Genomic DNA, 23,894 nt, shown 5'->3' with positions numbered 1-23,894 from the left:
ATGCTCACAAACAATCTACTGTAAATAACGTAAATTCCTTCTATAACGTAACAGCCATTAAGAGGATTTTTAAATATTTTTCTAATTGCCGCTTACAGCAACGAAAATATGATTCGCGATATTTTTTCAATTTTAAGTAAAAAATATAGTGTTAAGAATCGCTTTAAGGTTAAACCTATATAGGTCCTACTTGGTATGCTCGGAATCCCCCTCAATATTAACAATTTAGAAACACACATTTAATCCAGAAAACCTTAAATTAGCTAGTCAATTAACAGCGAATTACACTAGGTATGAAAACACTCTATCTCATACGTCACGCAAAAGCCGAAGATCATGGCCTTTTGAAAAACGACTATAACCGTAATATTATATCCAAAGGAAAAGAAAGAGCAATCAGAATTGCCAACGAGCTGGCAACACAGCTAAAGATTGATAGCAATACGCTCGTTATCAGCTCCTCCGCCAATCGCGCAAAACAAACAGCAGACATCTTTTGTGAAATATTAGGCTATCCTTTAGCGGACATTCAAGAAACCAAAGAAATATATGAGGCACACTTCATCGATATCCTACGAATCATAAACGGTATGCCTAACAAGGTTGATAAACTGCTAGTCTTCGGACATAATCCAGGACTTTCCAATCTAACAAACTACCTCAGTCACGCGGAGGTAGACCTAGCGACTTCCAACGTTGCCATATTAACTTTACCTGACAACTTTAACTTCTCCGAACTCGCAGGAGGTACAGCGACCTTACTGAACACAATTCAGTAATATTCTCTACCTTCGTATTCTATGGCAAACAAACTGCAGAACGAAAACTCCCCTTACCTACAACAACACGCCCACAACCCGGTACAATGGTACCCTTGGGGCGAGGAAGCTTTAAAAAAGGCAAAGGAAGAAAATAAACTCATCATCATTAGTGTCGGCTATTCGGCATGCCATTGGTGTCATGTGATGGAACGCGAAAGTTTTGAAAACGACGCCATCGCACAAACCATGAACAAGTTTTTCGTATCGATCAAAGTCGACCGCGAAGAACGACCGGACATCGATCAAATCTACATGATAGCCGTCCAACTGATGACAAACGCCGGCGGATGGCCATTGAACTGTATCTGTTTGCCGGACGGCCGCCCTATTTATGGAGGCACCTATTTTAAACCGCAGGATTGGCAAAATGTGCTCCTACAGATTGCTAAAATGTGGGAAGAAACACCAGAAGTTGCCTTAGACTATGCAGATCGCTTAACAAAAGGCATACAACAAGCAGAAAAGCTACCGATTCAGGAAATACCAGAAGCCTATACAAAGCAGGACCTATTAAATATTGTAGACCCTTGGATAGAAACCTTCGATCAAAATGAAGGGGGGTATCGCCGTACTCCTAAGTTTCCTCTGCCAAACAATTGGTCGTTCCTCCTTAGATATGGCGCATTAAGTAAAGATCAGGCAATATTAGACCATGTACACTTTACCTTAGAAAAAATAGCAAATGGCGGTATCTACGACCAAATTGGAGGTGGTTTCGCACGCTATTCTGTCGATAACCGCTGGCATATTCCGCATTTCGAGAAGATGCTATACGATAATGGGCAGTTACTAAGCCTTTATAGTGAAGCCTACCAGCAGAAGCCAACTATCCTCTATAAGCGTGTAGTAGAAGAAACCATTGCTTGGGCCGAACGTGAAATGCTTGATCCTAACGGCGGATTTTACAGCGCATTAGATGCCGACAGCGAGGGCATAGAAGGCAAATTCTATAGCTTCGATTATGATGAGTTTGATATTCTCGGCGATCGAGCAGACCTAGCAAGAAATTACTTCCATATCAGCAAAAACGGGAATTGGACCGAAGAACAAACGAACGTTCCTTACCTCAGCGCAGATGATAATCAACTGATCGCCGAGGCTGGCTACAGCGAATATGAATGGGAAGAAGAACTAAAGTCAATTAAAGAAACTCTACTGAATTACCGCAAACAGAGAATCCGACCCGGTTTAGACCATAAGCAGCTTGTGACCTGGAATGCGTTGATGATCAAAGGACTCGTAGATGCTTACCGCACCTTTAGAAATGATCATTATTTGAACCTAGCGAAGCAAACAGCGGAGTTTATATGGACAAAATGTCATGAAAATGACATACTACTGCACCAACCGGCTGACAGCAACCGAAGTATTCCTGGATTCTTAGATGACTATGGTTTCAGCATTGAATCCTTCATCAGTTTATACGAAGCGACATTTGATGAAACTTGGATTAACCGCGCAAAAACACTTACAGAACAAGCGATTAACATTTTTTACGACAAAGACGAACGCACATTTTTCTACACTTCCTCACATGGGGAAGAACTGATTGCACGAAAAAGTGAAATCATGGATAATGTCATTCCGGGTTCGGTATCGACAATGGTACGCCAATTGTATAAGTTAGGCATCTTGTTCGATGAGGAACAATATACGCTAATAGCCGATCAGGTTTTCGCAAATGTATTTCCGCACATTAAATCATATGGGTCAGCCTACTCAAACTGGGCCATTCAATTACTGGAACTGCACTACGGAATTTGGGAAATAGCGCTTACCGGAGCAGATGCTTCCGAGTGGCGAGAGGAATTAGACCAGTATTATATTCCAAATAAAGTAACATTAGGTGGAACAAAAAGCAGTCTACCCTTGTTAGAACATAAAGCGGGTATGGAATCAAAAGCATACCTTTGCCAGAATAAAACATGCAGTCTTCCGCAAACGTCGATTGCCCAAATAATAGAATTAATAAATAATAAACAGGGCTAGTACCCCATAAACTAAGTACAATGGCAGTAGAAAACAACAACGTAGTAACGTTGAATTACGTTCTTCATACAATTGAAGAAAATGGAGAAAAAACCTTTGTAGAGCAAACAACATCGGACAATCCGTTAACATTTTTATATGGTGTAGGCATGATGCTTCCTAAATTTGAGGAAAACATCGCTGGATTAAACGCAGGTGATAAAACATCATTCGAATTAGAACCAAATGACGCTTACGGTGAGCGTGACGATAAAGCAATCGCACAATTACCAGCGGAAATGTTCCAAGAAGTTGGACTTCCTCCTGTTGGTGAAGTAATACCTTTGCAAGATAACCAAGGAAACCAATTCCGCGCGGTAGTTATCGAAGTAACTCCAGAAACGGTAGTTGCTGACCTTAACCACCCAATGGCTGGTAAAAAATTAAACTTCGACATCGAAGTAATCGCTTCTCGTCCAGCAACTGCTGACGAGTTGTCGCACGGCCATGCACATGGCATCGACGGAAATGAAGCCCACTAAGTAGTTAGTAAATTTAAAAAAAAAGAGTTGCTCCTTTCGAGGGCACTGAAAAAGCCTCAACTTTCTAATGAGACTTAAAGAAATGACTGAGTATAGGTTTTCCCCTACTCGGTCATTTTTGTTCAAAGGGTTTCTGGAAGTTTGTTTTTTATGAGCTTATTGAAGGTGTAAGCGACTAGGACTTGCTATTTGAGTTTTTAGCATCCCATCTAGGCTTTTTTGAGGCAATATCTCACCTTTTTATATCAATTTCAGGATTCTTTTCAGGTTTACGGTGAAGATGGCCATTGCGCCCTGCATTTCCATATTATGGATTCCATAAGCATCAGCTCTGCCATAGCCATGGACATTCTTGAGCTCACTGTTCTTGGCCTCGATCTTATACCTTTGCTTAGACTTGCTTCGATAATAATCGGTTTGCTGGAAAGCCATCTGCTCCCTATGGAGTTCGGATTTTATGGAGACTGAATAGGATTTGGTTCTGGCCCCTTGCTTGTAACATCCTTCCCTAAGAGGACAGACCTTACATTTCTCCACATCAAAGTAATAGGTCTCCGTTTGATTTGTACCTTGTTCCTTCTTTCCCTGACGCGCCTTGCGGATGGCCAAATGTCCTGCGGGACAAACAAACATATCCGCATCTTTATTATAGTCAAACTTGTCTTTATCTTTCCTAAAGCCTTGGGTAATGGATGGATTTAATTTAGCGATGATATCAATGTTTTGTTCTTTTGCCACCTGAAGATTTTCTTTTCCCGAATACGCGGCATCACCTATTATTGTATCCACTTGCATTCCATTCTGCTGGCTGATCTCTAATAACCTAGGTAGTTCAGGGCCATCACCTTTTTCGCCTGTAGTAACGACCGCTGCTGTAATGATGCGTTCCTCAGTCATCGCCAGATGTGTTTTATAGCCAAAGAAACTGCTGTCCACTGACTTGTGTCCAAGTCTGGCCTCATCATCCTTAGAGAGCAGATAGTATTCTTTTGTGTCTTCAATGGTTTCCTTCAACAGATTCAGCTTTTCTTTCACAGCCGGTATTTCACTGATAGATTGATCTTCATCAAGGACCCTCTGTAATTCCCTGCAATAAGCAAGCTCTTGATCCAGGTCGTTGGATTCATTCTTTTGTGGTAGATTCCTCTTGTATTCCCCATCAATCTGATATATCGCTTTTCTTAATAGTTTGGAGCGTTCCCTGAGTACTGCCAATGCTGTGTGCGGATTCGATCTGGAAACGGTATGGGTCGCGTCTACGATAATAGACTTTGATTTTATAATGCCTTTTTCAAGAGCAATCGTTACGGTCCTATTGATCAACAGGTTCAACAGATCCATATCTTTTAATCGTAGTTTGCGGAATTTGGTAAGCGAACTTGAATTGATCACATCCTCCTCTGGTGCCATTTCAAGAAAATATTTGAAGGACATATCATATCTGGAACGTTCAACGACATCTACATCCGAAACGGTGTAGATCGTTTTTAACAGAAGGTATTTGAACATCTTGATAGGGCTCTCCGCTGTACGGCCATTCGTCTGGCAATACTTAGCCAAAAGCTCGTCATAGATAAAACTGAAATCGATAAGATCGTTGATTTTTCGAAGTAGATTATCTTTTGGTACGATAATATCGTACAATCCTGAATAGGAACTGAACTGTATTTTTTGTTGGGTAGAGAGCATCCTAATGTCCATTAAAGCCTACCTTAAAATACGAAAAAGGGAGCAGAAAACTGTAGTTTTCGACTCCCTTTTTTAACCTTTTTTTCTAAGGGGACTTTTTCAGTGCCCTCCTCCTTTCGGAGCAACTCTTTTTTTAGTAGTTAGTATTTAGTAATGCGAATTAAGGGTTGAAAATAGGCTTTATGAAACAGGCTGTTAATTTACCGAACACATGTACTAATAGTCCTTTGGTAGATCTGACCTTACTTGCGTTTTGTATCTGTGTTTTTTCATTTATCCAATTAAAAAAGGATTCGATTGGTTGTCTTACCTTAGATACTGCTCTTGAAAACAGGTCATTATAAGCACGATCCCTGTTTTTTAAACAATCTGGTTTTCCTTGGGTTTCCCTTATCGGAGTATACATAATTGATTTTTTTTCTTTATAAAACCACTCGAAGAACGGGGCGTCACGGTATATCTTGTCACCAAAGAACGTCCTACCTGCGATGGATGCCCAATTCTCCTTAAATATGTTCAGGTCACTTTCAGATGCCTTGCTTATTACAATGCTTTCCGGACGAGGCAGCGTGGATTTGTTATAGCTGTTGAGCGCATGAAGCTTTAATCCAAAATACCAAAGCCTCTTCGTTGAGCAGAAGCTTTTATCCGTTATCTCCAGAGCTACCTTTGCCCTTCTAGTCCCACTGCAGGTTATGATGGGCATAGAGTCCAGTAGGGAAAATTCTCTGGAGCACTCCTCTGGTGCAAAGTCCTCTATAACTGACTGACAGAGAGACCTCAAAACATCAAAAAGGCGGTTGATACGGGTGTTGAATGCTACGTACGAAGTTAGCTTGGGAAACCAATCCATCAGATAATCCGAGGCGAATTTATGAATCTGCTTGATCCCTAGCCGCTGTTCCTCGTGCACACTGAATAAATAGATGGTCAAAACCTCCTGATCAGTAAAGTCAGGTTTGTTATTGTTTGAAAATCGCTGACAGTAATATTGCAGTTCACTGTCATATTTATCACAAACATACTGGTATAATTTTATTAATTTTAGAGCCCTGGCCTGATTGATCATGTTGTTTAATAATGCGTAAGGAACATTATAAATATACTGATAATCAGGCTTTTATGCAAGTTTTCACCCCTCTTTTTAAGAAGCTTTTTCCAATATATTTCAACCCTTAATTCGCATTAGTAGTTAGTATTTAGACCTATAGTGGGATATTAGAATCCTTGTTTTGAGGTAAGAAGGGAAAGGTTGTTTTGAACCAGGAAAAAAAGGATTTTAGGATTAACAAGATCCTGCCCATCCTTTCATCCTTCCTTTCTTGGTTCAGAAAATTACCCTTCTACAAGATCCTGCCCATCCTTGCATCCTTCCTTTCCTGGTTCAGAAAATCCACTTCAATGCCCATAGTCTGGCCGCAATAGGTCTAAATACTAACTACTAAATACTAACTACTATACAACAACTACTACTTAAAGCCCTTTCAAACCCAATACAAACCCAATACAAACCCAATGCAGAACCCTTTCAGAAGGGGTTTGATTTGGGTTTGATTAGCGTTTAAATTGCGAATGTCAGATAGCAGATACCATCCTTACCATAACCAACTCCGCTCTAATATCTAACGTCTAATATCTACTGTCTAATTTCACAGCCCTTAGCATTTCACGTTTTCCGGGCGCGCCGGGTGCTTTTTCGATGCTAAAGCCTATAGACTTCATCGCTCTTTTGAGGTTACCGGTAATGGCGTAGGTGACAAATACGCCGCCGGGTTTAAGAAATTGGCAGACATGCGCTAATGCTTCTACAGTCCACATTTCGGGTTGGTGGATTTCAGCGAAAGCATCGAAATAGAGCACATCAAAAAGTTGATCTGGATGGAAGTCCATGAGCTTTTGATGTGCGATTTGCAGATCAATATGGGGAAGAATGTTTGTTTTGTCAATTAATGCAGCTTCATAATGGTCAAGAAACGCGTCCCAGAGGGAGGCATCGATGTATTGATTGTATTCAGATTGACTGATCAAACTTAAGGGCAATGGATAAGCCTCGATACCGCAGTAATCTAGCGTAATCTCTGATTTTCGGCAATAATCTGCTGTTAATAAGAAATTTAAACCTGTCCCGAAGCCCACTTCTAAAATGGATGCTTGGGTTGTTTGTTCCTTTTCGAGGAAAAAGCGTAAGCCGGTGTTCAAGAAAACGTGTATACTTTCCTGATGTGCGCCATGTTTAGAGTGGTAGTGTTCACCCACCTCCGCTTGGTAAAGCGTTTTGGAGCCATCGTCTGTTTTTACAAATTCCATTACGTATTTTTGGCAAATCTAAAATAAAAACAACTATTTTAGCTTTTCTCAAAGAATATTTAAATGAACAAGGTTCTACAAAACTATGGAAGCATCATCTGGTTGCTCGTTGGTATCACAATCGGTAGCTTAATAGGCGTATTTTACCCATCGGCCGTTGATGTGTTGAAACCAGTTGGAGATATCTTTTTGAACCTGCTCTTTGTATCGGTCATTCCACTTTTATTTTTCGCTATTTCTTCTTCTATCGCTAATATAGAGGACAGCAAAACCCTGGGAAAAACAATCAGCATCATGACGATCGTGTTTATCTCGACCATCGTGATAGCAGCCGTTGCGACAATCTTTGGGCTTTGGACTTTCCCGGTTACAGCACTGCAGGACAGCAATGCGCTGACAGACGCGCTGCCGAGCAATCCTGAAGACACTTGGGGCGACCGCATTGTTCGTTTCCTGTCGGTAGATGAGTTTGCTAATTTATTATCTCGCAAAAGCATCCTGGCATTCGTTATATTCTCCTTATTGGTCGGCGTTGCAACTCGTCGTTCTGGCGAAATGGGAAAACAGTTTACACAGTTTCTAAATGCAGGAAACAAGGTCATGGAGAATCTGTTGACCTTGATCATGAAAGCAGGGCCTATAGGTCTTGGCGCATATTTCGCCTTTCAAGTGAAAACATTAGGACCAGAGCTTTTCGGATTCTATGCAAAGCCGCTGGGCTTTTACTATGTGTTCGGAATGATATTCTTCCTCGTATTCTTCAGCCTTTATGCGTTTATCGCAAAAGGTCCATCGGGTATCCCTTTGTTCTGGAAGCATAATATTGCGCCTTCGCTAACCGCACTGAGTACCTGCTCAAGTTTGGCCACCCTTCCTGCTAACTTGTTGGCGGCAAAAAGAATAGGCATTCCGCATAACATCGCCAGTATTGTCATCCCGCTAGGAAATACGCTATATAAGAATGGATCAGCTATTTCATCTATCTTAAAGATCTACGTAGCATTTTCCATTCTCCAATGGGATTTCTTTGAACCCACGACCTTGATTACAGCAGTAGGAATTACCGTGTTGGTATCCATGGTAGCCGGCGGAATTCCCAATGGTGGATTTATTGGCGAGATGCTGATGATTTCGATCTATGGAATCCCGAATGAAGCTGTGCCTTCCATTTTGATCATTGGCGCCCTAGTCGATCCATTGGCAACGGTATTGAATGCAACTGCCGATACCGTGGCAGCCATGCTGGTGACACGGTTCTCGGGAGAGAAATTTGAAGCTGAAAGTGCCGAAGCTTAATATTTAAGCATTATTCGTCACTTCGAAATACTTCGATAATACCATCACGGCAATCAGATCTTCCTTTTCCTGATCCTGGAACTTCCTGCAATAGCCATTCGCCTGCTTTACAATTTCCTCTGCCTCCTCAGGATGTGCGATATAGTAGTTGAGGCGTTCTTCCAGGTCGCTATAGTCGGCTTTGATCTCGATATAATGCACATTTGGAATCAGCGTACCTTCCATATACCAGGTTTCATAGGTCGGCTTGGGCATGACGGCGACCGAATTGGACGACATAATCCACTTGAGGTTGGTCGCTACATCGTGTCCTTCGATAGCAAGGACGAATTTATATTTTAGATGCTCGGTAATCGAGATTTATGGCTTTTCCCACTTACTACCTTTCATGATATCGCCTAGATCGCAGAGCGGATGATTAAAATAAAGTTCGTAGAAAGCCTTGCGATGCTCTTGTTGCACAGCCGCACGACCAATAAGTTTATTCATCTTACTCCTAAAAGGAATATCATCCTTTATAAAATTGAAATGCCTGATCTTGTCAAGGTTTAACAAGACCGAGTTTGCATTATCGCCTGCAATAGGGCGGCTTTTTACGATGCTTGGCGACTCCGGGATGTCGACAACATCACCAGGCACCAACTGAAACGTCAAGTCACCCTCGAAATAGCGCAAGTATTCTTTACTATCGTAATAGTACACTTTAAGATGATCAGGACGATGATAATCGGCGATTCGGAGTCTGCCATTCAATAAGGGGCGATGCCCGGAGAGTTTATTATAATAATCTACGCGTTGTTGAATTTCGTTACCATCATATCGCGATAGAGTCTGTAAAAGTGATTCTCTTTTACTAACGAAGTCGGCAGCAAACTTATCTCGGAATTCGGCTTTCAGGTAACACCAGGGCTTAAAGTTCTTATTTTGGAACAATAACTTCTTAATGTTCATAGCAAAGGGTAATAATTATTAAAATGGACGCTTCGCAATCGAAGTATATCCAATTTAAAGGTAAAATTTAAAGTGGAGATTTAATCATAAAACTGCGCCATATAGGTCAATGAATTGCAATCATCATTTTACAATTCAAATTTGGTTTGCGTTTTCAAGCCAACACATTAACTTACAAGCGCTTGCAAATGGCCGCTACACTAAATTAGAACAATTCTAAATAACTTCAAATATTTGTTTAATTCATTGCAGTGCGTTGTATTTCGTATTTTTGTAATTGATTAGAATTATATTAACATAAGATGAAGAAAAGCTCGATCATTTTAATTGGTATTATCGCTATTGCGATTGCGATGATTCTTGTGATCTATACAGATTCAAGTACCTATTCTACGTTTACTGAAGCGAAAGAAAAAAATACAGAACTGTATGTTGTAGGGGTTTTAAATAAAGAAAAGGCTTTACACTACGATCCTGTTACAGATGCTAACCATTTTTCATTCTACATGTATGATAATGACAGCACTGAATGTCAGGTTGTATTCAATGGGTCCAAACCTCAGGACATCGAACGTTCTGAGCAGATCGTTTTGACCGGAAAAATGGAAGGCAACACTTTCCATGCGAGTAAGATTTTGATGAAATGTCCTTCGAAGTACAATCAAGATCAAATGGAAGTGATTGAAACGTCTTCCGCAGCCCTTTAATTTAAAATACTTTTTTAATTCCTTATGGACGTAAATTACGTTGGAGAAAACCTGTTGCCAGGCCAAATAGGACAATTCTTTGTTGTACTTTCCTTTGGTGCGGCATTATTTTCCTTCATTTCTTATTTTTTTGCTAGTAAAAATCCCGAGGTGACATCGTGGAGAACCATGGGCCGTATTGGTTTTTGGTTAAACGCGCTGTCTATTGCAGTTATTGGTGGTACCCTATTCTACATTATCTATAACCACCTTTTTGAATATCATTATGCCTATGCGCATTCATCGACAAAACTTCCGACACACTATATCATTTCCGCATTCTGGGAAGGACAGGAAGGTAGTTTTTGGTTGTGGATGTTTTGGCAAGCCGTTTTAGGGACTGTATTGGTCTTTAAAGCGAAATCTTGGGAAAGTCCGGTAATGACTTTCGTCATGCTATGTCAGGTTTTCTTGGCATCCATGCTACTTGGTGTAGAGGTATTTGGCTCCCGTATCGGTAGCTCGCCATTTATTCTCTTGCGCGATGCATTGAATTTCCCTTTCTTAAAAAATGCAAATTACTTATCCATGATTCCTGATGGTAGAGGATTGAATCCTTTATTACAGAACTATTGGATGGTTATCCACCCGCCTACCCTATTCTTAGGTTTTGCTTCCATGATCGTTCCATTTGCTTATGCAGCATCTGGCCTTTGGTTGAAACGCTTTAAAGATTGGATCAACCCGGGATTACCATGGGCATTATTCGCTGTCATGATTTTGGGAGCTGGTATTATTATGGGTTCTTTCTGGGCATACGAAGCGCTTAACTTCGGTGGCTTTTGGGCTTGGGATCCGGTGGAAAACGTATCGATTATTCCTTGGCTAACCTTAATCGCGGCAGTGCACGTGATGGTAGCTTTCAAAAATACTGGACACGCTTACTTTACTTCAGCATTCCTATGCTTAATTAGTTTTGTATTGGTGATCTACGCTTCTTATTTGACACGTAGCGGTATCTTGGGTGAAACCTCTGTACACTCTTTTACGAGTTTAGGGATGTCCGGACAGCTCATCCTGTTCAATCTAACTTTTTTAGTCATTATGATTGTGGTCTTAGTGTTCAGAAAGAAAGAAATGCCTTCTACGCAGAAAGAAGAAGATATTTATTCGCGTGAGTTCTGGTTATTTATCGGAGCCTTGGTACTTACAGTTGCCTGTGTGCAGATGATTGCAACGACTTCCATTCCGGTGTTCAACGCGTTGTTCGGTACGAAGGTAGCTCCGCCAATCGACCCTATCCCGCACTACAATAAATGGCAGGGCGCATTCGCCGTTGTGGTTATGACTTTAACTGCTTTTACGCAGTTCTTGAAATACAAACGCTCAGATGCTAAGAAATTCTGGGCTTCCACCCTAGCATCGTTTATTATCGCATTGGTTCTGTCCGCTGTAATCGTGTACTTCACGAAAGTCTACGGAAATATCATGTACATCCTGATTACGTTCAGTTCCGTGTTTGCGATCTTAGCAAACCTGCAGATATTAGCAGACTCCTTCAAAGGCAAATGGCGTTTGGCAGGATCAGCCGTATCCCATATCGGTTTCGGTTTATTATTGATTGGAGCTTTAATTGCGGCTGCTACTAATGAGGTCATCTCGGTGAATAGCAGTAATTATATTGCAGTTGCCGGTTTCGATCAGGTAGAAAAACCGGGCGAGAACTTATTTTTGACAGAAGGCGAGCCGGTGCAGATGGGCGAATACAAGATTACCTATGTAGGTGACTCCGTTGCTGCTCCAAACGTATTCTACAAGATCAATTACGAGCGCATAGACGAGGAAACAGGTGCCGTGAAGGAATCCTTCGTACTGATGCCTTTCGCACAGAATAACCCACAAATGGGTGGATTGATTGGTACTCCAGGCACAAAACACTTCTTAACACACGATATCTACACCTTGATTACTGCAGCAGCTTCGGATTCACAAGCAGCCGTAAACCAAGAGGAAGACGCTTCAGAGCGTTCCAGCTTTGATGAATACGAAGAGCCGGCGACTTATGAGGTTAATATTGGCGATACCCTACGCTACAGAAATGGTTACTATATCATCGATGCCATCAATAAAAATGCGACTATCTCGAATATTCCTAAAGAAGAAGGCGACGTACTGGTGGGTATGCAAATTAGAGTTGTGGCTTCAGATGGCAAAGAATTTAAGGCAGAGCCTATCTTCATGATCAAAGGTGGCAATACGATGGATTTCCATAAAGATGTTCCTGAACAGGGCCTTCGCTTCCGTTTCTCGAACATTATGCCAGACAAGAATAAACTAGAATTAATCGCTTACCAAAAGCCTCTTCCTGAAAAGAAATGGGTGGTATTCAAGGCGATAAAATTCCCTTATATCAACTTCTTCTGGTGCGGAACGATCGTGATGACCATCGGATTCTGTATGGCCATCTACAGAAGATTAAAAGATTCTAGAATTAGTAAAGTAAAGACCAGCTAATGAACATTGTTTTAATAGGCAGCGGAAACATCGCCAGCACTTGGGGAAAGGCCCTTGCTGCATTAGGACATCACATTACGCAGATTTATAGTCATACATTAGCCAATGCGCATGCATTGGCTAATTCGCTTTCTAGCCTGGCGACCGATAAACTTGAGGAGCTTGATTTGACCGCTGATCTTTATATCGTAGCAGTTAGCGATTCAGCTATTCCCTCAGTCGTTGAGCAGATGCTTCAGCATTTAGCAGGGCTCGTTATACATTGTTCGGGTGCAACGGACATAAAAGCACTGTCGGGCTTTAAACGCTTTGGCGTGGTCTACCCTGTTCAAAGTTTTTCCAAGACGGTTGCCATTAATTTCAATAAAATTCCCTTCGGTATTGAAGCCAATACCGCAGAAGATGAAGCTTTGTTGCAAGGATTATTTTCGGAATTATCTTCGAATGTCTTCCCTTGCTCTAGCGAGCAGCGCTTGGCGATTCATCTAGCTGCCGTCATGGTCAACAACTTTAGTAATGCCTTATATCAGATGGCTTACGAGCTTTTAGAGCAGAAGAATTTATCCTTTGACCTGATGCGACCAATCATCCTTGAAACGGCAGAAAAGGTGCAAAATCACGTTCCTAAGGACGTTCAGACAGGACCCGCAATAAGAAATGACGATGTGACGATAAATAAGCATTTACAGTTTATTAGTGACAATCCTGAATGGCAATCTATTTACCAACAAATAACCAGCCTTATTAAAAAAAGAGGATGAAAGACAATTAAAATTTAGAAAATCACTAAATCTTTACGTTCCTCATCAAATTCTTCTTTATACTCGTTGAACTTGCTAATTTTGCATCTTAATAGTCAAGCGGTTGATCTGTTATTTAATGTGGCACATTTATAGCAGCATCAATCTGGAATTGAAAAAAAGCTTTTGATCATATAATAAATCTATCATGCAGGTTAGAAAACTAATTTTAGGGACGATCATCCTTATTAACTTAATCATCATTTCTTTCGGTATCATTTTCACACCGAGATGGTTTTGGTTATTATTAATCCCTTTCCCTCTTTTGATTATTGCGTTATATCACAGTTTCCAAACAAGTCACGCGATTTTACGTAATTACCCATTAGTAGGTTATTTCAGATATTTTTTCGAATCTATTCGCCCGGAGTTGAGACAATACTTTTGGGAATCCGATACTGATGGACGTCCTTTCAACCGTCGTCAGCGTTCGCTTGTTTATCAGCGTGCAAAAAACCAACGTGAGACCGTAGCATTCGGTATGCAATCTGATCCGCAAGCGGTGGGTAATGAATGGGCTGCACACAGTATTTTCCCGGTTCACATCGAAGATCATAACCTTCGTACTATGGTTGGAAACAGCCAATGTAAGCAGCCTTATAGCTTAAGTGTATTCAATATCTCTGCAATGAGTTACGGTGCGTTAAGCCGCACAGCTATCACAGCGTTGAATAAGGGTGCTGCCTTACAAAATTTCGCTCATAACACGGGCGAAGGTGGTATCAGTCAATACCATATCAGCGGTGGTGATTTGATCTGGCAAGTGGGTACAGGTTATTTCGGTTGCCGTGATGAGAATGGTTTCTTCTCGCCTGAGTTGTACCGCGAAAAATCAACAAGACCCTATGTAAAGATGATCGAGCTGAAATTATCGCAAGGTGCTAAGCCAGGTCACGGAGGTATCCTTCCTGCGGCAAAGAACACGCCTGAAGTTGCTGCAATTCGCCACGTTGTTCCTGGAACAGACGTTATGTCGCCTCCAGCGCACAGCGCATTCCGCACGCCCGTGGAGATGATGCATTTCATCCAGCAATTGCGTGAACTATCGGATGGTAAGCCGGTAGGTTTTAAATTATGTATCGGTGATAAAAACGAGTTTTTAGATATCTGTCATGCAATGCAAGAAACGCAAATTATGCCTGACTTTATCTCGGTTGACGGTTCTGAAGGTGGTACGGGTGCTGCTCCTCTTGAGTTCACGGATAACTTAGGTATGCCTTTATACGATGCTTTAGCTTTCGTAACAACGACATTAATCAACTACGGTCTGAAGAAACATATCAAGATTATCGTTTCAAGCCGTATCGTTACGGGATTCGATATTCTTAAAGTGATTGCTTTAGGTGCTGATGCTTGTTATAGTGCGCGCGGAATGATGTTCGCATTAGGTTGTATCCAAGCATTGAAGTGTAATGAAGACGTTTGTCCAGTTGGTGTTGCCACACAACAACCTCACCTATACAAAGGATTAGACGTGCAGGATAAGTATGTCCGCGTAGCGCAGTTCCATAGAAATACCTTGCGTGCAACGGTTGAGATTATGGAAGCTTGTGGTTTCAAAACGCTGGAAGATGTTTCTGCAGATAAATTCTTCCGTAAGGTAGACAGCCAGAATACATTAAGTTTCCAGGATATTTATTTCAAGAATACAGGAAAATTAGTCAACAACCGAAGCGATTTCGCTCCGGAAGTGTTTGACTAATAAAAATATCATAAACCTTATTTAAGGTTGTTAAAAACTATCTCCAGAATCTGCTGAGCCTGTCGCATAGAATCTCTATCGACTCCCTCCATAGCTTCTGAGATAGTTTTTTCTGCTTGTGCCATACACTTATCTTTAATTCTATGGCCTTGTGCAGTTAAATAAATCTGATTTGTTCTGCGGTCCCCCGATCCGCTTACACGAACTAATAATTTCTGTTTCTCTAAGTTGGAAATCAAGCGAGAAATACTCGGCTTGTCGCGAAAGGTAAGACGCGCAAGATCTTGCTGGCTTAACCCTTCTGAATCCCACAAGAAATACAGGATACTCCATTGCTCCGCGGTAATATTTAAACCTATCTGTTTAAAATTACGCTGTAGACGACGTCCTATCGCGGTGGAAACCCGACCGGTCAGGAACGAATAGAATTCGTCTTGGTACATGTTTGCTACATCCATTATAATAATTTGGCTAATACGGTTAACAGTTGTTGATGCAATTAAGAGATAAATTAAGAGAATTGCAAATAAAAATGTTACAAAGCGGATTTGATTGAAAAAATAATTAACTTTAAGGCTATGGAGACTATTTTAACAATACTGCTTGTAGTTGGCGGAATCTTATATAAGATTTATGAAAATTATAAGGAGGAAATGGAAAAATCGAGGAAGCGCATGCAAGAGCGGATGAAGCAAATGCAGCCCCCTGCTCCTACTCCACAACCACAATCTATGAAGTCTGCGCAGAAGCAACAGGAAGCTAAACCTATTGTTCTTCGTGTAGAGAGAAAGCGTGACGAAATCCCTCCTATACCAGTTTATCAGTCTGAGGTTCGGGAAATTGACGAAGTAGAGTTGGCTCATCAACAACGATTAGCTCGCCAAATGAAACAAAGACAAGCACAACAACAGCAGCAGCAAGCTTTAGCACTTGTTGAAGAGCATTCCAATATACAGGGTGAATTTGACCTAAGACGTGCTATTATTCAACAAGCAATCTTAGAACGCCCTTATAAAGACTAGTTGATTTAGAGAATTTTGAATTGATCCTGATCATCAAGGAAAGGAAAGCGATCTCTGTTTTCCTCTAGATCTTTCGGATAGATGGTAAATGTATATAAATCCTCGTCCTCCGGTTTATAATACACTACATCACCATTTGGATTGATACACATCGAACCGCCTGAATAATAAACTTCATTACCATCATGTCCGACACGATTGACACCAATAACGAACGCTTGGTTTTCAATTGCGCGTGCTGGTATTAAAGCGCGCCAATGCTGCGATCGTTTATCTGGCCAGCTCGCTGTATAAACCAATAAATCGTAGGCTCCGTTTTGATTTCTAGACCAGATAGGGAATCTAAGGTCATAACAGATCATTGGGCAGATCTTCCAACCCTTTAGTGGCAATATCACGCGGGATTGCCCTGGGGTAAATACCTTATCTTCGTTTGCCATGCTAAACAAATGGCGCTTGTCATAGTGTACATAGCTGCCATCTGGCGACATCCAAATAAAGCGGTTATAATATTTGCCTTCTTCCTCGATGATGAGTGTTCCGGCAATCACACAGTCGAACTTCTTGGAAGTCTCATAGAGCCAGTGCATTGTTTTGCCCGACATCGTTTCAGCACACTTCTCGACATTGGTCGTGAAACCTGTATTGAACATTTCTGGCAGGATGATCAAGTCTGTCTTTTCTCTGAGTGCCGATAGGCGCAAAGAAAGGTTCTGCAAGTTCTTATCGACGTTTTCCCAAAAAAGATAGGCTTGAAATATTGTTATTTTTAAAGGCTCCATTTGCTAAAATCCTTTTTCGCTATGTATTATTCTAATTACCAAAGTAACAAAATCCTTGCAAATTTCATAATTACTTAACACGGTTCATCAGCATGTCTGCCAATGCAAAAAGCTCTGCTTTATTCGCTTCAGGAACACCAATAGCGCTTAATTGATTGTATGCCAACTGCATATATTCTTCTTTTAGCTGATTTGTGTATTCATCAACCGCAAGCGTGCTGTATAACTTTTTCATCCTCGTGATCTTTTCTTCGTCACTAAGCTGATTAGGAAAAAGAAGATTCTGCAATTCTTCTTTGTTTTCGCCTTCTGCTAATTGCTGCGTGCGGATACGCAGAATGGTCTTTTTATCGCAAAGAATATCGCCTCCTACTTGCTTGCCAAAGCTAGAAGGATCGCCATAAACATCTAGAAAATCATCCTGTAATTGGAATGCAATTCCTAAGTTCACTCCGAAATCATAGATCAATTGTTGTTGCTCTTCACTAGCGTCTGATAGGATGGCCCCCATTTTCAAGGCTCCACCTAGTAAAACCGATGTTTTGAGCTTGATCATATTCAAATAAGCCTGCTCGGACACGATTTCCATATTCTCGAAATCCATATCCAGCTGCTGTCCCTCGCAGACTTCTAAAGCAACTTGATTGAATACGCGAAGCAATGCAGGAATCTTATCGGCCGGACAATACGCCAGTTCTTCATACGCTTTCACTAATAGGGCATCACCAGATAATATGGCTACATTATCATTCCATTGCATATGCACTGTTGGCTTTCCTCTTCGCAAAGGCGCCTTATCCATGATATCATCATGAATCAGTGAGAAGTTGTGGAAATATTCTATCGCACAGCTTGCAGGCAATACCTCCTGTAGATTTTCTTTCCCAAACAAACGTGCCCCCATCAATGCTAACATTGGGCGAATGCGCTTTCCAGAAAGGGAGAGGATATAGCGAATGGGATCATAAAGATAAGCAGGCGTCTGAGGAAAACTGCGTTCTTGCAGATATTGACTAACTAGTGTGCTGTAGGGATGCGTTTCGAACATAATCTTTTAATTAGGCGAAGATAAGGAATTTTGAAAGGAAACGCCGTTTTGGGCTTTTGAATTTCAGGTCAGTCTATGTAACTTGCGAAAATTCACAATCTATTTATGCGGATTCTTATCATTCATAATCAATACCAACACATTGGAGGCGAAGATTTCGTCATGCGACAAGAAATGGATATCCTCCTGAAGGCGCATGAAGTAGAGTTATATTCCGTAAAGAACGTCAAAGGCATAAAAGGCTATTTGCAATACTTGAGTTACCCTTGGAATTGGAAAGAAACCAAGCGCATCCGTTCCAAAGTGGAGGAATTTAAGCCTGATATCATTCATATACACAACATGCATTATGCCTTAGGCCCGCTGTTTATTCTGCATTTGAAGAAGCTGGGAATTCCTATGTTGTTGACGCTGCATAATTTCCGGTTGATCTGCCCATCGGCTACATTATTTCACGATGGCAATATTTACCTGGAATCAATCAAGTCCAAGTTCCCCTGGGATGCTGTGAAAAAGAAAGTGTTGGAAAATTCGTATATTAAAACGTTTTGGACAGCTATGACCTATTGGATCCACCGCAATCGTGGAACTTTCAACGCTATTGATCAATACATTGTGCTCTCAGATTTTGCTAAACGAATATTTGCAGAATCCAGTTTTCCGGTTTCTGCGGAGAAGTTTATTGTGAAGCCCAACTTTGTTGCACAAATAGAGCCCGATAGCATCGTTGATGATAGCTCCTTTATTTACATCGGTCGTTTATCAGAGGAAAAAGGGATCCTCCCTTTATTACATGCTTGGAAAGCTACTAACCATCCCTTGAAGATATTTGGTACCGGTCCGCTACAACAAGACGTAGAACAGATCTGTAATCATTCTCCCAACATTCAGTACATGGGCTTTCAGTCGCGTGAAGCAATCAGTAGGCATTTGGCTGGAGCAACAGCACTCGTTGTGCCTTCTGTTTGCTATGAAGCCATGCCTTTGTCAGTATTGGAGGCTTACTCGGCTGGGGTACCGGTGCTAGCAAGCAATATTGGAATTTTAACGGAAATGGTTGTACCTTTGTATACAGGTCTACTTTTTGATCCACACCATCATACGGACATTATCCAGCGATTAGCTGAATGGGTCAATTTAGATGCTGCAAAGAAATTAGAAATTCAAGAGAATTGTCGTCGTGAATATCTGCAGAAATACGAGCGCGCGTTGGTGATGAAGCAACTCGAGCAAATTTATCAACAGGTATTGGCAAAAGGAAAAGGAGAATAGGATGAACATTATTATCATGGACAGGCTAGGTTTAGCCCCTCAAATACAAGATGCTTTAGCAACGGTCTATGACCCGGAATTGAAGCCTGCAAATATTCTGGATCTAGGTCTGGTTTATGAAATCATAACAAAAGAGAATAAGCAAGCGAAGATTGTCATGACGCTGACTGCACCGGGATGTCCGGTAGCTGGAGAAATCATGAATGAAGTGCAGCAAAAAGTAGCTGCCATCGATGGCATCGACGAAGCGCTGGTAGAACTTACTTTTGATCCGCCTTGGACAAAAGATATGATGACTGAAGAAGCAAAATTGGAATTAGGACTGCTTTAGTCCTTTTCTACTGAAAATACTGTCGAAGTGCTTGAATCTGTTTAAGGTTGAGCACTTTTTTTAGGTCCTCATCCGAAGCTTCTCGCACCTTTTTTACCGACTTAAAGGTCTTCAACAGCTTCTCTACCGTCACCTTCCCTATGCCGGGAATATTGTCTAACTCCGAAACAAAAGTCTTTCGACTACGCTGATTTCGGTGGAAGGTAATACCGAAGCGATGCGCTTCATCACGCAAATGCTGAATAATCTTTAGGGTTTCTGATTTCTTATCTAAGTAAAGGGGATATTGATCGCCCGGATAAAATAATTCTTCCAAACGTTTAGCAATACCGATTACGGTGACCTGCTTTTCAATCCCCAACAGTCTAAGACTCTTCAATGCTGTTCCCAATTGTCCTTTTCCACCGTCAATGACGATTAATTGAGGTAGGCTTTGGTCTTCGTCCAGCAGTCTTCTATACCTCCTAAAAACCGCCTCTTCCATTGTCGCAAAGTCGTTTGGCCCTTCTACTGTCTTCACGTTGAAATGCCGATAATCTTTCTTCGAAGGTTTAGCGTCTTTAAAGACAACAATTGCCGATACAGGATAATTCCCTTGAATATTGGAGTTATCAAAACATTCGATATGACGAGGGAGTACAGGAAGGCGCAAATCCTTCTGCATCTGCTTTAAGACGCGTTCTGTTTTCACCTCCGGATTAAGCTTCTCATATTGCAACAAACGCTCTTTTTTAAAGTAGGCCACATTCTTGAGCGATAGGTCGAGTAGCTTTCGCTTCTCGCCCATTTTAGGCACCACAAATCGATTATCCTCATTCCCTTCGATGTCTAACTCGAAAGGTACTATAATCTCCTTAGAATGGCTCCGAAAGCGGGACCTTATTTCCGGGATAGCAATAGCCAATAGCTCTGCATCGGATTCATCCAAACGCTTTTTCATCTCCAAGGTCTGCGTTTGAATAATAACGCCATTCACGACTTTCAGGAAGTTTACAAAAGCATAATTATCTTCCGAAGCAATGCTGAACACATCCACATTGGTAATCGAGGAACTTACGACAGTAGACTTGCTTTGATAGTTGGCAAGTTTGTCAAGCTTCATTTTAAATTTCTGCGCGCCTTCAAAATCCATCCGTCCGGCCGCTTCCTGCATCTGCTCTTTCAAACGGTTGGTCACCACTGTAATTTTACCGTTTAAGATATCCTTGATATCGCTGAGATTCTGATTGTAATCCTCTTCGGTTTGATAACCCTCACAGGGTCCTTTGCAATTGCCGATCTGATACTCCAAACAGACTTTGAATTTCCCTTTTGCAATGTTCTCCTGACTAAGACTTAGGTTACAGGTGCGTAGGGGGAAAAGTTCTCGGATCATATCCAAAACAATGTGCATCATACCTACTGAAGCGTAGGGACCAAAATATCGCGACCCGTCTTTGATGTATTTTCGGGTCCAGAAGATTCGAGGGAAGCGTTCATGTTTGATGACAATCCAAGGATAGGTCTTATCATCTTTGAGCATGACATTATAACGAGGCTGATGCTTTTTGATCAGGCTATTCTCCAAAAGCCAGGCATCAATCTCGGTGTCTACGATGGTAAAAGCAATGCGGTTGATTTTACGGACCAGCACACGAGTCTTGCTGTTCAGTTGATCAGAATTGACAAAATAAGAACCCACTCTGTTCTTCAGATCTTTTGCCTTTCCGACATAGATTAAAGTCCCTTCTTTATCAAAATATTGGTATACTCCCGGTCTATGGGGTATCTTGGTCAATTCTTTCCTGTAATCAAATTCCATCATTGCATAAAAAAACCAGACTTCAATTTACGTAAATTTTCAGTCTGGTAAAAAAATTGATATCGTTGTATGACTAGAATCCTAGTCGATCATCTTCTGTCAACGGTGTTTCTGTTCTACTTGGATCATTTCCATAGAATTGAGAGAAGTTCGAACAGTTCATTTCAAAACGCGTTATTCCACCTGGAGGCATTGGGAAGTCTTCCTGCGTATAATGAAGATCCTTGTCTGCATAGACGCGTTTCATGAACAACCCGAATACCGGCATCGCCGCAGCGGCACCTTGTCCATATTGCATACTGCTGAAGCTAATACCTCTATCCTCCGCACCAGTCCAAACACCTGTAACCAGGTCTGGAGTTACACCAATAAACCAAGCATCAGAGTTATCATTCGTAGTACCTGTTTTACCACCAATTGGGTTTTTCAATCCACCAAAGTTGGGATCCCATCTCAATCGATTACCCGTACCACCATCAACTACGCCTTTCAACATATCCACCATAGCATATGCTGTTTCGCTGTTCAAAGCCTTCAATACCTTTGGTGCTTTTTCATAAATCGGTGCGCCGTTTTTATCTTCAACACGTAAAATCATGGTCGGTTCTACCCAAGTGCCCTGATTAACAAAAGCTGAATATGCACCAACCATATCAAACAAAGAAGCATCGTAAGAACCCAACGCAATGGAAAGCTCATTAGGGATATTTGAGTTAACCCCCATACGCTTCGTTAGATCCGCAACGTTTGCTGCTCCAACTTCATTGATCAGATATGCAGAAGCATAGTTTTGTGAGTACTTGATTGCATTTTTCAACGTAATAGGGTCACCACCTTGCTGTGTTCCGCGCGGTGTCCAGTTACCGTAAGTTCTAGAATGGTTAGGAATAGATACACACGGTCCGTAGCCATTATCAATAGCATAAGCATACACAAACGGCTTCGCGGTGGAACCTACTTGGCGAGTTCCTAAGCGTACTTGATCATATTTGAAATGCTCAAAGTTGATACCACCGACCCAAGCTTTGATATAACCTGTCTTTGGCTCCATCGCCATCATCGCATTGCGTAAGAAGAGCTTGGTGTAGCGGATAGAATCCATTGGAGTCATCGTCGTATCGATATTACCCTTCCAGGTAAATAGATTCATTTGAACTTTCTTATCAAATTCCTTACGAATCTGTGCGTCCGACAAACCTTCTGCTTTCAATGCGATATAACGATCCGAACGCTTCATCCCTTTTTCTAAAAGGTTTGCGTTCTTGCCTGTAAAAGCATTGCGGCGCTTCCATTGTTTATCAAACTCACGCTGCAAGCGCGTCATCCACTCTTTCTGAGCTTCTTCAGCGTGCTGTTGCATTTTATAGTTAATCGGGGTGTAGATTTTTAATCCGTCACGATCTAAATCGTATGGAGTACCATCAGGTTTTGTGATAGCTAGACGCTGAAATTCTTTCTTGATTTCCTCTTTCAACACCGCTCGGAAATAAGGCGCTAGACCTTCGCCATAGTTCGAAATCGTTAATTTCAGACCTAAAGGTTTCTCCGATGCCTTTGCATAATCCTCAGCCGTGATAAAGTTCTGATTACGCATGTTAGCCAACACCAAATTACGACGTTGCAATGCTCTTTCTTTTTGTCTAACCGGTGAGTACTGGCCTGGACCTTTCAACATCCCTACCAATAAAGCAGCTTGCTCCGCAGTCAGCTTATCTGGAGTGGTATTGAAATAAGTACGAGCTGCTGATTTAATTCCGAAAGTATTATAGGCTCCAAAGTCTACCGTATTGAAGTACATCATGATGATCTCTTCTTTGGTATAATTACGCTCTAAACGAACCGCAGTAATCCATTCCTGAAACTTCTGCATGATACGCTTCACCGAGCTGCGCGCTCTTTGTTCACCAAAAAGGTTCAGCGCTAATTGCTGGGTAATCGTACTACCTCCCTGCTTGTTTCCACTTAGGGTTAATAAAACCGTAGATATCGTACGTGAATAATCGATACCTGAGTGCTCGTAGAAACGCTTGTCCTCCGTAGAAACCAAGGCTTGAACAAGGAATGGAGATAATTCAGAATATTTTACGTTGGAGCGATTATGCACATAATAGGTTCCTAATACGCGATTATCGTCAGTAATAATTTCAGATGCTAAATTACTTTTGGGATTTTCTAAGTCTTTGAAGGTTGGTAACTTTCCGAAAATACCGATGCGGACACTGAGTAGAAATAGTGCGCCAAACAACACCAGTCCAATTAAGATTTTCCAGAAATTACGCGTATACCTTTTTACGTCTTCTTCGGTAAGATTACTACTTTTTGCTTCTCTCTTCATTTGTTAATTAATGAAACCACGAAAGCC

The 23,894-nt window shown here is 41.4% G+C and carries 21 protein-coding genes; 11 read left to right on the top strand and 10 right to left on the bottom strand.

The annotated features are described in order from the left end of the window. Positions 1 to 293 precede the first annotated feature (293 nt). The 3 genes from DSM08_RS04250 to DSM08_RS04240 are packed head-to-tail and all read left to right on the top strand — an operon-like array spanning position 294 to position 3,331. The gene (locus tag DSM08_RS04250; RefSeq protein ID WP_149524992.1) at positions 294 to 779 is read left to right on the top strand and encodes a SixA phosphatase family protein; all 486 of its coding nucleotides are present in this window, start codon (positions 294 to 296) and stop codon (positions 777 to 779) included. 21 nt (positions 780 to 800) lie between these two features. Beyond that, a complete protein-coding gene (locus DSM08_RS04245) occupies positions 801 to 2,810 on the top strand; it encodes a thioredoxin domain-containing protein (RefSeq protein WP_149524991.1) in 2,010 nt (669 codons plus the stop codon). A 20-nt stretch (positions 2,811 to 2,830) separates the two neighbouring features. Next, complete coding sequence (locus tag DSM08_RS04240) at positions 2,831 to 3,331, top strand: FKBP-type peptidyl-prolyl cis-trans isomerase (protein ID WP_149524990.1); 501 nt, start codon at positions 2,831 to 2,833, stop codon at positions 3,329 to 3,331. Positions 3,332 to 3,571: 240 nt separating this feature from the next. Here the strand turns inward: DSM08_RS04240 and DSM08_RS04235 are convergent, their stop codons facing one another. The 3 genes from DSM08_RS04235 to mnmD form a co-directional block, all read right to left on the bottom strand. Beyond that, positions 3,572 to 5,020: an IS1182 family transposase gene (locus DSM08_RS04235; RefSeq protein ID WP_149526622.1), complete on the bottom strand. Its 1,449-nt coding sequence runs from the start codon at positions 5,018 to 5,020 to the stop codon at positions 3,572 to 3,574. A gap of 160 nt (positions 5,021 to 5,180) precedes the next feature. Beyond that, the gene (locus DSM08_RS04230; RefSeq protein WP_149524989.1) at positions 5,181 to 6,089 is read right to left on the bottom strand and encodes a transposase; all 909 of its coding nucleotides are present in this window, start codon (positions 6,087 to 6,089) and stop codon (positions 5,181 to 5,183) included. A 560-nt stretch (positions 6,090 to 6,649) separates the two neighbouring features. Then, positions 6,650 to 7,327: a tRNA (5-methylaminomethyl-2-thiouridine)(34)-methyltransferase MnmD gene (mnmD, locus tag DSM08_RS04225; protein ID WP_149524988.1), complete on the bottom strand. Its 678-nt coding sequence runs from the start codon at positions 7,325 to 7,327 to the stop codon at positions 6,650 to 6,652. Between the two features lie 63 nt (positions 7,328 to 7,390). Between mnmD and DSM08_RS04220 the strand changes: the two genes are divergently transcribed. Beyond that, positions 7,391 to 8,623, top strand: coding sequence for a dicarboxylate/amino acid:cation symporter (locus DSM08_RS04220; protein ID WP_149524987.1), 1,233 nt, complete (start codon positions 7,391 to 7,393; stop codon positions 8,621 to 8,623). Between the two features lie 3 nt (positions 8,624 to 8,626). Here DSM08_RS04220 and DSM08_RS19280 read toward each other — a convergent pair whose 3' ends face one another. Both DSM08_RS19280 and DSM08_RS19275 read right to left on the bottom strand, forming a co-directional pair. Next, the gene (locus DSM08_RS19280) at positions 8,627 to 8,977 is read right to left on the bottom strand and encodes a glycosyl transferase family 90 (RefSeq protein ID WP_262713916.1); all 351 of its coding nucleotides are present in this window, start codon (positions 8,975 to 8,977) and stop codon (positions 8,627 to 8,629) included. Positions 8,978 to 8,983: 6 nt separating this feature from the next. Next, complete coding sequence (locus tag DSM08_RS19275; protein ID WP_246172451.1) at positions 8,984 to 9,574, bottom strand: hypothetical protein; 591 nt, start codon at positions 9,572 to 9,574, stop codon at positions 8,984 to 8,986. 302 nt (positions 9,575 to 9,876) lie between these two features. On the opposite strand from DSM08_RS19275, the gene DSM08_RS04210 reads away from it, so the two are divergent. The 4 genes from DSM08_RS04210 (at position 9,877) to DSM08_RS04195 (ending at position 15,276) form a co-directional block, all read left to right on the top strand. Further along, a complete protein-coding gene (locus DSM08_RS04210) occupies positions 9,877 to 10,281 on the top strand; it encodes a cytochrome c maturation protein CcmE domain-containing protein (protein ID WP_149524986.1) in 405 nt (134 codons plus the stop codon). A 24-nt stretch (positions 10,282 to 10,305) separates the two neighbouring features. Then, positions 10,306 to 12,774 (top strand): heme lyase CcmF/NrfE family subunit, encoded by a 2,469-nt coding sequence (locus tag DSM08_RS04205; protein ID WP_149524985.1) that lies wholly within the window; start codon positions 10,306 to 10,308, stop codon positions 12,772 to 12,774. After that, complete coding sequence (locus DSM08_RS04200; RefSeq protein WP_149524984.1) at positions 12,774 to 13,535, top strand: Rossmann-like and DUF2520 domain-containing protein; 762 nt, start codon at positions 12,774 to 12,776, stop codon at positions 13,533 to 13,535. Before DSM08_RS04205 ends, DSM08_RS04200 begins: the two co-directional genes overlap by 1 nt. A gap of 187 nt (positions 13,536 to 13,722) precedes the next feature. Then, positions 13,723 to 15,276 (top strand): FMN-binding glutamate synthase family protein, encoded by a 1,554-nt coding sequence (locus tag DSM08_RS04195; protein ID WP_149524983.1) that lies wholly within the window; start codon positions 13,723 to 13,725, stop codon positions 15,274 to 15,276. 17 nt (positions 15,277 to 15,293) lie between these two features. On the opposite strand, the gene DSM08_RS04190 is transcribed toward DSM08_RS04195, so the two are convergent. Continuing rightward, positions 15,294 to 15,734, bottom strand: coding sequence for a MarR family winged helix-turn-helix transcriptional regulator (locus DSM08_RS04190; protein ID WP_149524982.1), 441 nt, complete (start codon positions 15,732 to 15,734; stop codon positions 15,294 to 15,296). 120 nt (positions 15,735 to 15,854) lie between these two features. On the opposite strand from DSM08_RS04190, the gene DSM08_RS04185 reads away from it, so the two are divergent. Further along, a complete protein-coding gene (locus DSM08_RS04185; protein ID WP_149524981.1) occupies positions 15,855 to 16,298 on the top strand; it encodes a hypothetical protein in 444 nt (147 codons plus the stop codon). Between the two features lie 5 nt (positions 16,299 to 16,303). On the opposite strand, the gene DSM08_RS04180 is transcribed toward DSM08_RS04185, so the two are convergent. Continuing rightward, a complete protein-coding gene (locus tag DSM08_RS04180; RefSeq protein ID WP_149524980.1) occupies positions 16,304 to 17,080 on the bottom strand; it encodes an amidohydrolase in 777 nt (258 codons plus the stop codon). Positions 17,081 to 17,150: 70 nt separating this feature from the next. Further along, on the bottom strand, positions 17,151 to 18,128 hold the full coding sequence (locus DSM08_RS04175) for a polyprenyl synthetase family protein (protein WP_149524979.1): 978 nt from the start codon (positions 18,126 to 18,128) through the stop codon (positions 17,151 to 17,153). Positions 18,129 to 18,233: 105 nt separating this feature from the next. On the opposite strand from DSM08_RS04175, the gene DSM08_RS04170 reads away from it, so the two are divergent. Both DSM08_RS04170 and DSM08_RS04165 read left to right on the top strand, forming a co-directional pair. Then, a complete protein-coding gene (locus DSM08_RS04170) occupies positions 18,234 to 19,400 on the top strand; it encodes a glycosyltransferase family 4 protein (protein ID WP_149524978.1) in 1,167 nt (388 codons plus the stop codon). Between the two features lies 1 nt (position 19,401). Further along, the gene (locus DSM08_RS04165) at positions 19,402 to 19,731 is read left to right on the top strand and encodes a metal-sulfur cluster assembly factor (RefSeq protein WP_149524977.1); all 330 of its coding nucleotides are present in this window, start codon (positions 19,402 to 19,404) and stop codon (positions 19,729 to 19,731) included. Between the two features lie 7 nt (positions 19,732 to 19,738). Here the strand turns inward: DSM08_RS04165 and uvrC are convergent, their stop codons facing one another. Further along, positions 19,739 to 21,535, bottom strand: a complete 1,797-nt coding sequence (gene uvrC, locus DSM08_RS04160) for an excinuclease ABC subunit UvrC (RefSeq protein ID WP_149524976.1) — start codon at positions 21,533 to 21,535, stop codon at positions 19,739 to 19,741. A gap of 70 nt (positions 21,536 to 21,605) precedes the next feature. Beyond that, positions 21,606 to 23,867: a penicillin-binding protein 1A gene (locus DSM08_RS04155; RefSeq protein WP_149524975.1), complete on the bottom strand. Its 2,262-nt coding sequence runs from the start codon at positions 23,865 to 23,867 to the stop codon at positions 21,606 to 21,608. Positions 23,868 to 23,894 lie beyond the last annotated feature (27 nt).

The organism is Sphingobacterium hotanense (assembly GCF_008274825.1).
Taxonomy (GTDB): Bacteria; Bacteroidota; Bacteroidia; order Sphingobacteriales; family Sphingobacteriaceae; genus Sphingobacterium; species Sphingobacterium hotanense.
Note: the sequence above shows the minus strand (reverse complement) of the source record. Positions and strands in the feature narration are given on the sequence as shown.